14 protein-coding genes are annotated in these 14,410 nt (G+C 70.3%); 5 read left to right on the top strand and 9 right to left on the bottom strand.

Annotation, left to right across the window (positions count from 1 at the left end; genetic code table 11):
• The first annotated feature begins 31 nt into the window (after positions 1–31).
• Entirely contained in the window at positions 32–1,363 is a 1,332-nt protein-coding gene (locus LGR69_RS03920; RefSeq protein ID WP_230365245.1) for a bifunctional 2-C-methyl-D-erythritol 4-phosphate cytidylyltransferase/2-C-methyl-D-erythritol 2,4-cyclodiphosphate synthase, read from the top strand.
• Between the two features lie 345 nt (positions 1,364–1,708).
• On the opposite strand, the gene LGR69_RS03915 is transcribed toward LGR69_RS03920, so the two are convergent.
• Complete coding sequence (locus tag LGR69_RS03915; RefSeq protein ID WP_007562942.1) at positions 1,709–2,107, bottom strand: MAPEG family protein; 399 nt, start codon at positions 2,105–2,107, stop codon at positions 1,709–1,711.
• Between the two features lie 99 nt (positions 2,108–2,206).
• On the opposite strand from LGR69_RS03915, the gene LGR69_RS03910 reads away from it, so the two are divergent.
• Positions 2,207–2,704 (top strand): CinA family protein, encoded by a 498-nt coding sequence (locus tag LGR69_RS03910; RefSeq protein WP_007562944.1) that lies wholly within the window; start codon positions 2,207–2,209, stop codon positions 2,702–2,704.
• Between the two features lie 18 nt (positions 2,705–2,722).
• Positions 2,723–3,940 carry an FAD-dependent oxidoreductase gene (locus LGR69_RS03905; protein WP_230365244.1) on the top strand — a complete coding sequence of 406 codons (1,218 nt, stop codon included), beginning with the start codon at positions 2,723–2,725 and terminating at the stop codon, positions 3,938–3,940.
• Between the two features lie 22 nt (positions 3,941–3,962).
• Here the strand turns inward: LGR69_RS03905 and LGR69_RS03900 are convergent, their stop codons facing one another.
• From LGR69_RS03900 to lipA, 3 genes are all read right to left on the bottom strand, one after another.
• Positions 3,963–4,481, bottom strand: a complete 519-nt coding sequence (locus LGR69_RS03900) for a hypothetical protein (RefSeq protein WP_007562948.1) — start codon at positions 4,479–4,481, stop codon at positions 3,963–3,965.
• 441 nt (positions 4,482–4,922) lie between these two features.
• Positions 4,923–5,378, bottom strand: coding sequence for a type II toxin-antitoxin system RatA family toxin (locus tag LGR69_RS03895; RefSeq protein ID WP_007562951.1), 456 nt, complete (start codon positions 5,376–5,378; stop codon positions 4,923–4,925).
• Positions 5,379–5,394: 16 nt separating this feature from the next.
• A complete protein-coding gene (lipA, locus tag LGR69_RS03890) occupies positions 5,395–6,378 on the bottom strand; it encodes a lipoyl synthase (protein WP_007562952.1) in 984 nt (327 codons plus the stop codon).
• A gap of 422 nt (positions 6,379–6,800) precedes the next feature.
• Between lipA and LGR69_RS03885 the strand changes: the two genes are divergently transcribed.
• Positions 6,801–7,700, top strand: coding sequence for a DUF4261 domain-containing protein (locus LGR69_RS03885; protein WP_230365243.1), 900 nt, complete (start codon positions 6,801–6,803; stop codon positions 7,698–7,700).
• Positions 7,701–7,826: 126 nt separating this feature from the next.
• Here the strand turns inward: LGR69_RS03885 and LGR69_RS03880 are convergent, their stop codons facing one another.
• From LGR69_RS03880 to LGR69_RS03860, 5 genes are all read right to left on the bottom strand, one after another.
• A complete protein-coding gene (locus tag LGR69_RS03880; protein WP_091865534.1) occupies positions 7,827–8,558 on the bottom strand; it encodes an MIP/aquaporin family protein in 732 nt (243 codons plus the stop codon).
• A gap of 217 nt (positions 8,559–8,775) precedes the next feature.
• Positions 8,776–10,281 (bottom strand): glycerol kinase GlpK, encoded by a 1,506-nt coding sequence (gene glpK / locus LGR69_RS03875; protein ID WP_007562957.1) that lies wholly within the window; start codon positions 10,279–10,281, stop codon positions 8,776–8,778.
• 55 nt (positions 10,282–10,336) lie between these two features.
• A complete protein-coding gene (glpD, locus tag LGR69_RS03870) occupies positions 10,337–11,869 on the bottom strand; it encodes a glycerol-3-phosphate dehydrogenase (protein ID WP_230365242.1) in 1,533 nt (510 codons plus the stop codon).
• Between the two features lie 85 nt (positions 11,870–11,954).
• On the bottom strand, positions 11,955–12,770 hold the full coding sequence (locus tag LGR69_RS03865) for a DeoR/GlpR family DNA-binding transcription regulator (RefSeq protein ID WP_007562961.1): 816 nt from the start codon (positions 12,768–12,770) through the stop codon (positions 11,955–11,957).
• 679 nt (positions 12,771–13,449) lie between these two features.
• The gene (locus LGR69_RS03860; protein ID WP_007562963.1) at positions 13,450–13,698 is read right to left on the bottom strand and encodes a hypothetical protein; all 249 of its coding nucleotides are present in this window, start codon (positions 13,696–13,698) and stop codon (positions 13,450–13,452) included.
• A gap of 215 nt (positions 13,699–13,913) precedes the next feature.
• Here LGR69_RS03860 and LGR69_RS03855 point away from each other — a divergent pair, with 215 nt between their 5' ends.
• Positions 13,914–14,408 carry a chemotaxis protein CheW gene (locus tag LGR69_RS03855; protein WP_230365241.1) on the top strand — a complete coding sequence of 165 codons (495 nt, stop codon included), beginning with the start codon at positions 13,914–13,916 and terminating at the stop codon, positions 14,406–14,408.
• The last annotated feature ends 2 nt before the right edge of the window (positions 14,409–14,410 follow it).

Here is a 14,410-nt window from a genome sequence, read left to right as displayed (position 1 = left end):
CCGCTTCCCGGTTTCGACGAGTTCGCCGCCCATGCCCGCCACCGGCACGCCTGCCACCGGACCCGTGGATACGGGGTCCGGCGTCGCCGCCGTGGTGGTCGCGGCCGGCCGCGGCATCCGCATCGGCGGGGGCACCCCCAAGCAGTATCGCCGGGTCGGCGGCCAGGCGGTCCTGACCCGCACGCTCGCGGCGCTGGCCGCCCAGGACGCGATCGACCGGATCCAGCCGGTGATCGCCGCCGACGCGGCCGCGTTCTTTCTCAGCTGCCTGGATGAGCTCGCGCCTGAGCTTCGCGAAAAGATCGGCGCGCCGGTCGAGGGCGGCGCCACCCGCCAGCTCTCGGTGCGCGCTGGCCTCGAGGCCCTGGCATCCGGCGACGCGCCGGAGATCGTGCTCGTGCACGATGCCGCCCGCCCCTATGTCGACGCCGCCCTGATCGCCCGGGCGATCGCGGCCGGACGCGACCATGGCGCCGCGGTGCCGGGCGTGCCGGTCACCGACACGGTCAAGCGCGTCGCCGAGATCGCCCCCGGCATCGGCCGAGTGCACGAGACCCCGCCCCGGGAGCATCTGCGCGCGGTCCAGACCCCCCAGGCCTTCGCCTTCGCGCCGCTGCTCGGCGCCCATCGCGACGCGGCCGCGCAAGGCCTCGACGGCTTCACCGATGACGGGGCGCTCGCCGAATGGGCGGGCTTGCCCGTGGTGGTGTTCGTCGGCGACATCGCCAACCGCAAGATCACCCAGCCCGCCGACCTGATCGAGGCGGACCGGGCCTTCGCGTCCGACCCATCCGAAATGCCAGCGCCCGGAGCCCGCGCCATGACCGCCTACGTCACCCGCCTCGGCACCGGCTTCGACGTCCACGCCTTCACCACCGGCGACCATGTCTGGCTCGGCGGCATCAAGATCCCGGCCGATCGCGGCGTGCTTGCCCATTCAGACGGCGACGTGGCGCTGCACGCGCTCACCGACGCGCTGCTCGGCGCCATCGCGGACGGCGATATCGGCACCCACTTCCCGCCCTCCGACGAGCGCTGGCGCGGCGCCTCCTCCGACCAGTTCCTGGCCCATGCCTGCGGGCTGGTCCGGGCCCGGGGCGGCCGGATCGACCATCTCGACATCACCGTCTTGGCCGAGGCGCCGCGGATCGGCCAGCACCGGGAGGCGATCCGGGCGCGCATCGCCGAGATCGCCGGCGTGCCGCTGACCGCCGTGTCGATCAAGGCGACGACCACGGAAAAGCTCGGCTTCGTCGGCCGCGCCGAAGGCCTCGCCGCCCAGGCCGCCGCCACGATCCGCCTCCCCGAAGAGGTCGGCCCCGCCCTCGACGCGGAGGCCGAGACCGCGATGCGGCAGGGGTGAGGGGCGCCGGCGCCTTTCCCTCCCGTTCTTTGAAGAGGGACGACGATCGGCGACCCGGCCGCGACGGCGTGATCAGAAAAAGCGATCGGTCAGCCAGCTGCGCGGGCTGGCGCACGACATCGGGTCTATCCCCCCTGCCCTCATCCTGAGGTGCGAGCGCAGCGAGCCTCGCAGGAGCCCTCCAGGGAGCGCGCGGCCGGCTGGAGGCCTCCTTCGAGGCCTCCGCTTCGCGACGGCACCTCAGATGAGGGGATTGGTTTGATGGGCGCCCATCATGCCCTGAGCACCCCTGTCGGAGGCCACGAACGCACCGTTCGATGACGGCCGCCCCATCCAAAAAACGAATCACGCCGTCCGCAGCAGCAGCGCGATCGCCGCGATGGCGAGCACGGCCAGCGTCAGCAGGATGCCGCCGCCCCGGCAGGCGAATTGGCGGGGGGAGTTGGGCGCGGCGAACATGCCGATCGGGTGCAGGATGCGGCCGACCAGCAGGGCGATCAGCAGCCCCTGGACGAGGCCGTGGCTGCCGCCGCCGGCTTCCAGGAGGCCGACCAGGATCAGCGCCAGCGGGACGTATTCGGAAAAGTTGGCGTGCGAGCGGACCCGCTTGAGCATGGATTCGTCGCCGCCGTCGCCGAACAGGACGTTGCCGGAGACGCGAGAACCCATCACCCAGCCGGACAGGCCGAGATACACGAGGGCGAGCAGCGCGGCGTAGACAGCCGTGGTCGCGGGGAAGATCATCGGGTTGGGGTCTCCGGTGTGGGCGCCGGTCCTTGAGCCGGGGCCGGGCTTGGGTCACAACACGAGATAGGGCGCTCCGGCCCAGGGCGAGCCTCGCGCATGATCGACGACACGGAGCTTCTCGACCGCGCCGCGGCGCTGGTCGCCGCCTATGCCGAGGCCGGACGCACCATCGTCACGGCCGAATCCTGCACCGGCGGGCTGGTGGCGGGGCTGCTCACCGCGGTGCCGGGCTCCTCGGCGGTGGTGGAGCGCGGCTACGTCACCTACTCGAACGAGGCCAAGGCGGAGGCGATCGGGGTGCCGATGGACCTGATCCGCCGGCACGGCGCCGTCAGCGAGGAGGTCGGCCGGGCGATGGCCTGCGGGGCGCTGGCCGCCTCGCGCGCCACGGTCGCGGTGGCGATCACCGGCATCGCCGGCCCCGGCGGCGGCAGCGCCGAGAAGCCGGTCGGGCTGGTCCATTTCGGGCTCGCCCTGCGCGAAGGCGGGCGCCGCCACCTGGAACGACGCTACGGCGACCTCGGCCGCGGCGCGATCCGCCGCGCGGCGGTCGCGGACGCGCTCGGCTTGCTCGAAGGGGCACTCGTCGACTGATCAGGTGCGGAGGGCTCGATGGACGGCCTGAAGACCCAGCTCTGCATCGTCGGCGGCGGCCCGGCCGGGATGATGGCCGGCCTGCTCTTCGCCCGGGCCGGGATCGCCGTCACGGTGCTGGAGAAGCACGCCGATTTCCTGCGCGACTTCCGCGGCGACACGATCCACCCCTCCACCCTCGACCTGATGGACGAGCTCGGCCTCGCCGAGCGGTTCCGCGCCCTGCCCCAGCGGCGAGTCGAGACCTTCTCGGGCGTCGTGAATGACCGGAGCTACCGGGTCGCGGATTTCAGCCGGCTGCCGACCCGCAACCGCTTCCTGTCCTTCATGCCGCAATGGGATTTTTTGGACTTTTTGGCCGGTGAAGCGTCCGGCTATCCGGGGTTTCGATTGATCCGCAGGACCGAGGCCCACGACCTCATCGAAGACGGGGGCCATGTCGTGGGCGTGCGGGCCGAGGGGCCGGACGGGCCGGTGCAGATCCGGTCCGACCTCGTGCTCTGCGCCGACGGCCGCCATTCGCGGATGCGCGCGCTTGCCGGATTCGCGCCCCGGGCCTTCGGGGCGCCGATCGACGTGCTGTGGTTCCGCCTGCCGCGCCGGGACGGCGACCCGGAGGCGGCGGCCGGGCGGTTCGGCCCGGGGCGCATCCTGATCACGCTGGACCGGGGCGACGCCTGGCAATGCGCCTACGTGGTCCCGAAGGGCGGCGACGCGGCGCTCCGCGCCAAGGGACTGCCGGCCTTCCGGGCGACGGTGGCCGAGATCGCGCCGTTCCTGGCCGACCGCACCGAATCCATCGCCGATTGGGATGCGGTGAAGCTCCTCACCGTGACCGTCGATCGGCTGGCGCGCTGGCATCGCCCCGGCCTGCTCTGCATCGGCGATGCCGCCCACGCCATGTCGCCGGTGGGCGGGGTCGGCATCAACCTGGCGATCCAAGACGCGGTGGCGGCGGCCAACATCCTGGCCGAGCCCCTGCGGGCGGGGCGCGTGACCGAGGCCGACCTCGCCCGCGTCCAGGCTCGGCGGATGTTCCCGGTCCGGGCGACCCAGATGCTGCAGCGGGTGATCCAGGCCCGGGTGATCGCCACCGCGCTCAAGGCCGACGCCCCGTTCCGGGCGCCCCTGGCCCTGCGCATCCTCGACCGGCTGCCGTTCCTTCAGGCCCTGCCCGCCCGGATGATCGGGATGGGCGTGCGGCCGGAGCATGTCGCCGCTCCGGCCCGGGCCTGATCGCGCACCCCGCGGCGCGGCGCTACAGCAGGCGCCAGTCGGCCAGGCGGCCGTTCACGAAGACCAGCTCCAGCTTGTTGCCGGCGCCCCGGGCCTTGGCGGACGAGGCCGCGGAGGCGGCGGCGATGCTCTCGACACCGTCGACCGCGCCGCCGGCATGGTAGAGGGCCTCGCCTGCCGACGACCCCAGTGGGGTCAGGGACGCGATGGCGCCCAGCGTTTCGCCGACCCCGCCCTTGACCGCCTCGGGCCGGATATAGGTCATGACGCTGCGATCCCCCGACGGGGAGGCGACGTTGTCCCGGCTCGCCGGAGGGCCGTACAGCGCCAGCACCTGATCGACCGTGGTGCGCCTGACCTTGAGATGGGCGTGGATGAAGGACGGGCTGAAGCGGTCCTCGGCCAGGGCGACCGGCGCGGCGCTGGCACCGGCCGCCGCCGGGGCCGCCCCCGAAGCCGTGCCGGTGCTGTTGCAGGCCGTCAGCGTGATCAGGGCAGCCGTCGTCAGAGGAATGGCGAGCACCGCCTTCCTGTACGTCATGATCAATTCCTGAAAGTGTCAGTAAAACGACGGAATCAATTGGATCCCGATGCGTTTTGCTGGCACGCTCCCAAGAAGCTGTAAAGCTGAGTGCCGCGACGGCGCTGTCCTGCGTACGACTTGCAGGCGGCCGTGGTTTTATCGGGCGATATAGTGAGATTGAAGGCAGTGCATGGGCAGATGCTGTCGTTCCGCGCCTGCGCCGCAAGCTGTGCAATATTGGCGCAACGCCGGCGGTGAGGCCGCAACGCTGTCAACTCGGTCACCCGACCTAGGCGATCGGAGGCTCATCTCGGGCGAGGCGACCGGATCCCTTCGGGGCCGGGCCCATCCTTGCGCGCAGCGGAGCAAACCGGGGAAGCGCCACGGTCCGGGACCGCACGCAGCCCTGAGTCAGCTCGCTGCGCGCGCGATGACGGACGCGCTCGACCGAAAGCCCCCTCAGGCGGTGCCGTACATCCGGTCCGCCCGTCCCTCGAAGGCGTCGGTGAACTTGCGGAAGGCGCGGTCGAACATCGTGCCCATCAGGAGGCCCAGCGTCCGGCTCTTGAACTCGTAGGTGATGAAGAAGTCGACGGTGCAGCCGCCGTCCGGCGCCTCCTTGAACAGCCAGCGGTTCTCCAGATGGCGGAACGGGCCGTCGATATACTCGGCCACGATCTTGCGGTTGTCCGGATCCAGGCTGACCCGCGTGGTGAAGCGCTCGCGGATCGCCTTGTAGCCGACGCCCATCTCGGCGATCAGCACCTGCCCGCCCTCCGGCATGTCCTGGCGGCGGATCACCCGCAGGGATTCGCACAGCGGCAGGAACTCGGGATAGCGCTCCACATCGGCCACAAGATCGTACATCTGCTGCGGCGAATGCCGCACCGCACGGGTAACCCGGAAAGACGGCATCGGTGTCGGGACTTTCTCAGGCCGAGAGCGCGGGCGACAGCTTGGCGAGGCGGGCCGCCTGCAGCCGCGCGAAATCCTCGCCGGCATGGTGCGACGAGCGGGTCAGGGGCGTGGCCGAGACCAGCAGGAAGCCCTTGGCGTAGGCGGTGGTCTCGTAGGTCTTGAACTCGTCGGGCGGAATGAAGCGCACGACCTCGTGGTGCTTCTTCGACGGCTGCAGGTACTGGCCGATGGTCAGGAAGTCGACATCGGCCGAGCGCAGGTCGTCCATGAGCTGGAGCACCTCGTTCCGCTCCTCGCCGAGCCCGACCATGATGCCGGACTTGGTGAAGATCGACGGGTCGAGCTCCTTCACCCGCTGCAGCAGGCGCACCGAGTGGAAGTAGCGGGCGCCGGGCCGCACCGTCAGGTACTTGGCCGGCACCGTCTCGAGGTTGTGGTTAAACACGTCGGGCTTGGCCGCGACCACGACTTCGAGGGCCCCGTCCTTGCGCAGGAAGTCGGGGGTCAGGATCTCCACCGTGGTGCCGGGGCTCGCGTTGCGGATCGCCGCGATGGTCCGGGCGAAATGCTGCGCGCCGCCATCCTTCAGGTCGTCCCGGTCCACCGAGGTGATCACGACGTGGTGCAGGCCGAGCTTGGCCACCGAGTCGCCGATCTTCTCCGGCTCGTGCTGATCGAGGGCGTCGGGCAGGCCGGTGCGGACGTTGCAGAAGGCGCAGGCCCGCGTGCAGGTATCGCCCATGATCATGAAGGTGGCGTGCCGCTTCTCCCAGCACTCGCCGATATTGGGGCAGCCGGCTTCCTCGCAGACCGTGACGAGGCCGTGCTCGCGGACGATCTTCTGGGTCTCGGTCCAGGCCTTGGAGCCCGGCGCCTTGACCCGGATCCAGTCCGGCTTCTTGGCCTGGACGGGCTGGTCCGGCCGGTGCGCCTTCTCGGGATGGCGCAGGCGCGCCGAGCGCGGATCGTTCTTCAGGATGTCGAGGACGACGGCCATGGGTCGGGGGCTGCCACACCGCGGGGAGGCGCCCGGAGGCGCAGTCGGTCACTGGGGACTGATCTAGAGGTTCTGCCCGCCGCCCGCAAACCGCCGCGACGCTGCGGCGCGACACCCCCCGGTTCCCGTTGAGAGGGATGTCGGGGCGGAGACCTAGCACACCGTCCCGGATCCCGTTGCCCGGACCATGTGCTAGTTTTCCACGACCGGTGAATGCCCGGCCGGACGTGATGCCGCGGCTCGGCCCGACGGGCCGGATCGCCATCGCGCTGGGCAGGGTCAAGCCGATCGTCGTCTCGCTCGGCCCAAACGCGAAACGCGTCGCCGACGCTGCCCATGGCCGACGGCAGCACGGGTCCGGGCCTCTCATCTCCACCCTGTGGCGTGGCGAGGAACGGGAGAATCGCCGGTGATCGGGAGTTTTGCAAAACGTTATTGACGTGGTGCAATGCGCTAATCAAGTATCAATCAAGATCTATAAGGTAGAATTGATGGCTGGGCCGCTTGCCTATATTCTGCTGAAAAGGCCGATCTCGCCGGACTTGGCGCAGCTGGTAACCGTGCTGCGTCAGCGTTATCCAGACCTCGACGTCGAGGGTGTGGGCACGGGCAGCTCACCGACGGGTGCCGATGCGCGACCGAGTCCGCTCCTGAAGTGCTCAGGCCGCCTCGTCGCCGTCATGTCGATCGAGGCTCCATTGCCGATCGATGAGCATCTGATCGCACGGGCCTCGATCTTGTGGCCCGGCGCCGGCGCGGCATTTCGGGAGAGCACTGCGCACCTGTTCGTGACGATCATGGGCCAGCAAGAGCATCTGCTCCCGGCGGCTCGCATGACGACCGCCATCGTCGACGCGCTGCTCAGCCTCGCACCGGATTCTCTCGGCGTCGTCTGGGATGCGGAGGTCGCCCAGCCGCCACAGTTCTGGGCCGAAATGGGCAAAGACGCCTTCGCGCCATACCCGCGTTTTCCGGTCCCGCTCTGGGTGGGCATCCATCCTTTTCGCGATGCGCGGACCGGCGGCGTCGGCATCGTCACGCAGGGGCTGCGCAAATTCGTCGACCGCGAGCTGGAGCTCATCAGCGCGGCAGGCGACCTGAAGCTTTTGATGGCGCGGACGGAAATGCTGGCGGCCTATCTGATCGAGAGAGGCCCCGTTTTGACGGATGGCAGCACGTTCGGGATCTCGGAGGCCGAGCGCATACCGGTGCGTCTCTGCCCGTCGGAGCGGTTTGCGGGCCTGCCGGTGATCTCCGGATCCATCGCTGCCGCGAGCCCGCAGCATCCGGAGTGCCGCCGGCCTGAGTCGGAGCCAGAGTAATCCGGCGTTCCCGCGCCCGCCGGTTCCTAGGCGGCGGACGCTGGAGCGTGTCCGGCGCCCACGCTGCTTCAGATCATGCCGGCCTCGCGTGCCGGAAGGGTCTTCGGAACGCAGGTGCCCGCGGCCTCAGATCCCGAGCGCCCGCACCAGCAGCCCCGCCAGCACGGCCCCGATCACCGGGCCGCCCACCGGGACGAGCGCGTAGCCCCAGTCGGACGAGCCCTTGCCGGCGATCGGCAGGACCGCGTGGGCGATGCGCGGCCCGAGGTCGCGGGCGGGGTTGATCGCGTAGCCGGTGGTGCCGCCGAGCGAGAGGCCGATGCCCCAGACCAGCATGCCGACCATGTAGGGCGCGACCCCGCGCGGGATCGCCCCGGAGGCGCCGAGCGTGTTGGTCACCAGCGCCGAGATGGTCAGGATCAGGAAGAAGGTGGCGATGATCTCCGAGGTCCAGTTGGCCTTGGCGTCGCGGATCGCCGGCCCGGTGCAGAAGCAGGCGAGCTTGAGATCCGGCTCGGGCGTCGCCGCCCAGTGCGGCAGGTAGTGCAGCCAGACGATCGCCGCGCCCGCGAAGGCGCCGAGCATCTGGGCCGGGATGTAGACCCAGAGCTTCGAGAAATCCCCGGAGCCGACGGCGCCCGCCACGGTTACGGCGGGGTTGAGATGCGCGTCCGGGCTGCCGGTGGCGGTGGCGACGAAGATCCCGGCGAGAACCCCGAAGGCCCAGCCGGCCGTGATGGCGATCCAGCCGGCGCCCTCACCCTTGGACCGCTTGAGCAGGGCGCCGGCGACGACGCCGTCTCCCAGCACGATCAGCGTCATCGTACCGAGGAATTCACCCAGGAATGGCGACGTCATGGTCTATCTCCCCCGTTTGCTGTTTATTGTAAGGCTTTACAGCTTGTTCGAGCGTCTAAGTCTTTGATGTGGTTGTCGATCTTTGTCGGCCTTCCGATCTCTTCGCGCATCCTGAGGCGCCGGAGCGGAGGCCTCGAAGGAGCCCTCCTCCGAGGCTGTTGCGCAGCACCGCGGGATGAGATCGCGGGTGGGCGTGATCCGGCCCGAAGGCGCCCCCTCAATCCTCGTCGAGCTTCCAGTCGAAGGAGCGCTGCACCGCCCGGCCCCAGGCGGCGGCGATCTTCTCGCGCTGGCCGGCATCCATCTTCGGGGTCCAGCGCTTGTCGACGCCCCAGTTGCGCTTGAGGTCGTCGAGGCCCTTCCAGTAGCCGACCGCGAGGCCCGCCGCGTAGGCGGCCCCGAGCGCCGTGGTCTCGGAGACCTTCGGGCGCACCACCGGCACGTCGAGCATGTCGGCCTGGAACTGCATCAGCGTGTTGTTGGCGACCATGCCGCCGTCGGCGCGCAACTCCTTGACGGGGATCCCGGAATCCTTGGCCATCGCGTCCAGCACCTCGTGGGTCTGGAAGGCGGTCGCCTCCAGCACCGAGCGGGCGATGTGGCCGCGGTTGACGTAGCGGGTGAGGCCGATGATCAGCCCGCGGGCGCCCTCGTTCCAGTGCGGCGCGTAGAGGCCCGAGAAGGCCGGCACGAAGTAGACGCCGCCATTGTCCTCGACCGTGGTGGCCAGCGTCTCGACCTCGGCCGAATCCTTGATCATGTGGAGGTTGTCGCGCAGCCACTGCACCAGGGCGCCGGTGATGGCGATCGAGCCCTCCAGGGCGTAGGCCGGCTTCTCGCCGTCGAGCCGGTAGGCCAGGGTCGTGACCAGGCCGGCCTTGGACGGGACCGGCTCGGTGCCGGTGTTCATCAGCGCGAAGCAGCCGGTGCCGTAGGTGTTCTTGGCCTCGCCCGGACTGAAGCAGGTCTGGCCGAACAGGGCCGCCTGCTGGTCGCCCAGGATGCCGGCGATCGGCACGCCCGCGAACGGCGCCTTGGTCTCGCCGTAGACCTCGCTCGACGAGACGATTTTTGGCAGCATCGCCTTCGGGATGCCGAAGGTCGCCAGCATGCCGTCGTCCCATTCCAGGGACTTCAACGACATCAGCTGCGTGCGGCTGGCATTGGTCACATCGGTGACGTGCAGCCCGCCCTCGGTGCCGCCGGTGAGGTTCCAGACCAGCCAGGTGTCGATGTTGCCGAACAGCACGTCGCCGGCCTCGGCCCGCTCCCGGGCGCCCTCGACATGGTCGAGCAGCCAGCGCAGCTTCAGCCCGGAAAAATAGCTCGCCAGCGGCAGGCCGGTGAGGTCGCGGAACCGGTCGCGGCCGCCGTCCCGGGCGAACTCGGCCACCAGCCGGTCGTTGCGGGTATCCTGCCAGACCAGGGCGTTGTGGAGCGGCTTGCCGGTGCGCCGGTCCCAGATCAGCGTGGTCTCGCGCTGGTTGGTGATGCCGACCGCCGCGAGGTCGGTGGGCTGGAGGCCGGCCTTGTCCAGGGCCTCGCGCATCACGGCCTGGGTCTTGGTCCAGATCTCGGCGGCGTCGTGCTCGACATGGCCAGGGGCCGGATAGATCTGCGCGTGCTCGGCCTGGGCCAGCGCGATGACGCTGCCCTCACGATCGAACACCATGAAGCGACTGCTCGTGGTGCCCTGGTCGATGGCCCCGACGTAACGGCTCATCGTTCCCTCCCTGGTTAGGCCCGACCGGTCTCGCGCCGGCTCGGGTTCGACACAATCATGCGGCCTCGGCCCTGCGGTCGAGGTAGGCGGACAGGCGCGCGGCGCTCTCCGGGCTGGTGCGAAGGCCGAGCTTCGAGCGGCGCCAGAGGATGTCCTCGGCGGTGACCGCCCATTCCGCGACGCGCAGATAATCGACCTCGGCCGCGGTCAGGCCGCCGTCGAACGCCTCGCCGAGATCCGCCATCGACTGCGCGGTCCCGACGATCTCGCGGGCCTTGGTCCCGTAGGCCCGGGCGAGGCGCCGCGCGGTCTCGACGGGCAGGAACGGCTTCTCCGCCTGGAGCTTGGCCAGGAACTGGTCGAAATCCGCGTCCGGCATGGCGCCGCCGGGCAGGACCGCATCGCCGGTCCAGGCCGGCTTGAGGCCCGGGAAGAACGGCTTGAGCTTCTCGATCGCGTGCTCGGCCAGACGCCGGTAGGTGGTGATCTTGCCGCCGAACACCGACAGCACCGCCGCCTTGCCGCCCTGGTCCTCCACGTCGAGGACGTAGTCGCGGGTCACCGCGGAGGCGTTCTCGGCCGCGTCGTCGTAGAGCGGGCGCACGCCCGAATAGCTCCAGACCACGTCGGCCGGGGTGATGCGGGTGTCGAACGAGCGGTTGATGCAGCCGCAGAGGTAATCGGTCTCCTCCGGGGAGATCGAGACCGGGCCGGGCTCGCCGTCATAGGGCACGTCGGTGGTGCCGATCAGCGTGAAGTCGCGCTCGTAGGGGATCGCGAAGATGATCCGCTTGTCGGGCTGCTGCAGGATATAGGCTTGGTCGCCCGGGAACAGGCGCTTGACCACGATGTGGCTGCCCTTGATCAGGCGGACCGCCGCGCGGCTGTTGATGCCGAGCGTGCCGCCCAGCGTCGCGCTGACCCAGGGGCCGGCGGCGTTGACCACGGCCTTGGCCCGGATCGTCCGCTCGGTCCCGGTGCGCTCGTCGCGCAAGGTCGCGACCCAGCCCTCACCCTCGCGCCGTGCCGAGACGACGCCGGTGCGGGTGAGGACCGTGGCGCCGCGCTCGCGGGCATCCATGGCGTTGAGCACGACCAGGCGGCTGTCCTCGACCCAGCAATCCGAATAGACGAAGCCCTTGGTCAGCCGCTTCTGCAGCGGCGCGCCGAAGGGCGAAGTGCGCAGGTCCACCGACTTCGAGCCCGGCAGGGTCCGCAGCCGCGCGAGGTGGTCGTACAGGAACAGGCCGAGCCGCAGCATCCAGGCCGGGCGCAGGCCCTCGTCGTGAGGGAGCACGAAGCGCAGGGGCCAGATCACGTGGGGCGCCTGGCGCAGCAGCCGCTCGCGCTCGGCCAGGGCCTCGCGGACCAGACGGAACTCGTAATATTCGAGGTAGCGCAGCCCGCCGTGGATCAGCTTCGTAGAGGACGAGGAGGTGAAGCCGGCCAGGTCCCCGCGCTCGGCCAGCAGGACCGACAGGCCGCGGCCCGCCGCATCGCGCGCGATTCCGGTGCCGTTGATGCCGCCGCCGATGACCAGGAGATCGTAGGCGTCGGACGGCGTGTGCTGGCGCGGTGCAGCCGGCATTGTTCCTCCTCTCCCGCCCTGAATGGCAGGTTCAGGACATATTGAGCCGCCTGCCGATTTTCGCAAGCGAAAAAACGCATGTTCGTTACGGTTCGTCGTCGGCCACCGCCAGGGTGACCCCCTGGCGCTCGATCATCGCGACGATCTCGGGCGGCGGCATCCGGTCGGTGAAGAAGGTATCCACCTGATCCAGCCGCCCGACCTGCACCATCGGCCGTCGGGTGAACTTGGTGTGGTCGGCGACCAGGAAGGTCTTGCGGGCATGGGCCAGGATGGTCTGCGTCGCCCGCACCTCCTCGTAATCGTAGTCGAGCAGCGCGCCGTCGGCATCGATGCCGCTGATGCCGATCACCGCCACGTCCACCCGGAACTGGCTGAGCGTGTCGCAGGTGAGCTGGCCGAGCACCGCGCCGTCGCGGTTGCGCACGGTGCCGCCCGCGACGACGATGTGAAATTCCGTGGCCTCAGCCAGGGAGAGGGCGACGTTGAGGTTGTTGGTGATGACGCTGAGGTCGTCGTGACGGGTCAATTCCCGGGCGACCGCCTCGGGGGTCGTGCCGATATTGACGAAGACCGAGCAATGCGACGGGATCCGGCTGGCCGCCAACCGGCCGATCCGGGTCTTCTCCGGCAGGAGCGTCACCCGCCGGTCGGCATAGTCGATGTTCTCGACGCTCGACGGCAACCCGCCGCCGCCCCGGTAACGCTCGAGCCGGCCCTCGGCGCTCAGCTCGTTCAGGTCCCGCCGGATCGTCTGGACGGTGACGCCGAACTGCGCGGCCAGGGCCTCGATCGTGACGAAGCCCCGCTGGCGCACGGCCGCCACGATGGCGCTGCGCCGCGCCTCGACCCCGGTGGCCTCGACCCTGTCCTCGGATCTCCGGTCGAGCGGTCGTGACATCGAGACTCCTGGCGTTCCCCGGCCCGTCCGGCGCGGGGATGTTCGTTTGCGAACATTCTGTGGGGTGGTCGGCTTTCGCACGAGAGTGAACCCGCCGGGGCGGCCGGGCAACCGGGTTGGGCACGCGGCGGATCGGATGCGCACAGGTCGCGGGGGTGGCGAAGGCCCGCTCCATTGGGGTGACCGAACTCGCACGCTGCCGGTCGCGGTGCGGGTCGTCTGTCCCGCAGGGGCGCGGACATGCGCAGGTCGTGACGAAAGGTGGAACACGCGCTCCTCCGGCTTGCGGGAAGGAGCTGGAGGTTGGGGGGCGGAAGTGGCGCAGCGATGCCGCCTGCGCCACCCCTGGCCCCTCTCCCGACCCGGCCTGACGGCCGGCCCACCCTCCCCCACAGAGGGGGAGGGAGGCGCGTCTGGGGTTGGCCTTGGTTCGCGTCCGGCAGCGATGTGTGAATATCGTAGCCCGCAAGGGGAGAGGAAGAGCATGGCGCCGCAAGCGCTTGATGCCGAAACGATGTGGAGAACCCGCTGGCCCGCGCGGGAGGGGCGCGTCGCGACCTGCAGAGCCGGCTGTGCGACCGCCGTAGGCCGCGACCGGAAAACCCAACAAAAAAGCCTGCCGCGGCTGCGGCAGGCCTGATCGAGCCGGTGACGCCGCTTGGCGGCGCGCCCGGGCTGCTCACATCTGGTGGTGACGCGACCGGCGATGATGCTTCATCATCCGCTTGTGCTTCATGCGCTTGCGCATGACCGGACGCTGGGCCGGGGCGGCGCCCTGCTCCATCGCGGCGGCTTCGCCGGCGCGCTCCAGGCCGCCACGGGGACCACCGGCCTGTGCGCCGGAATTGTTGTAGGGCGCGTTGCCCTGGGCGTAGGCGGAGCCCGCGAGCAGCGTCAGCGACGCGGCGGCCAACAGAAGTTTCCTCATGATCAATCCCTGGCGTAGACAGTCGCAGGCGAGGCGTCGCCCGTCGTCTGGGCTTTGCCGCTGCGTCGGAAAATAAGCGGCTGAGGGGAGACATGGTTCCCTGGCGCCGCGATCCGGTGTTGGATGCCGGGATCGGGTCATTGCCTGCCGGGGGGCGGGGGCCTATTGCGCGGCCTGTCCCGGCGGGGCCGCGATGCGTACGGGAGGGGGCGGCTTTGGCCAGCAGCGGTTCGGCCTATCTGCTCCTCGACATCGCCGGCACGCCCTGCGCCCTGCCGCGCGCGGCCGTCTCCGAGATCCTGCCGCTGCCGGACCTGCACAATCCCCCGGCGACCGGCGGCTGGCTCGCCGGCTTCCTCAATCTCGGCGGCGCGCCAATCCCGGTGATCGATCTGGCGCCGCTCCTCGGCCTGCGCCCGGCCGCCACCCGGCCCGGCCTCTACGCGCATCTGGTGCTCACCCGGGACGATGCGGTCGCCTATCTGGTCGACCGCGCCGCCGATCTGGTGATCGTGCCCGAGGGCGCGATCCGGCCGGCCGAGGAGGCCGGGACGCTCAACGGCTGCGTGGCGGCCGAGCTCGTGATCGGCGACCGGCTCGTCCACGCCCTCTCCCCCGAGAGCCTGCTGACCGCGCAGGAGCGGGAACGGGTCGCGGCGCTGACCCGGGCGGCGGCCGAGCGCCTGGCCGCCCTGCCCCCGTCCGCGTGATC

Source organism: Methylobacterium brachiatum, from assembly GCF_020523825.1.
Lineage (GTDB): Bacteria > Pseudomonadota > Alphaproteobacteria > Rhizobiales > Beijerinckiaceae > Methylobacterium > Methylobacterium brachiatum.
The sequence above is the reverse complement of the archived record's forward strand: the minus strand, read 5'-3'. Positions and strand labels throughout refer to the sequence as shown.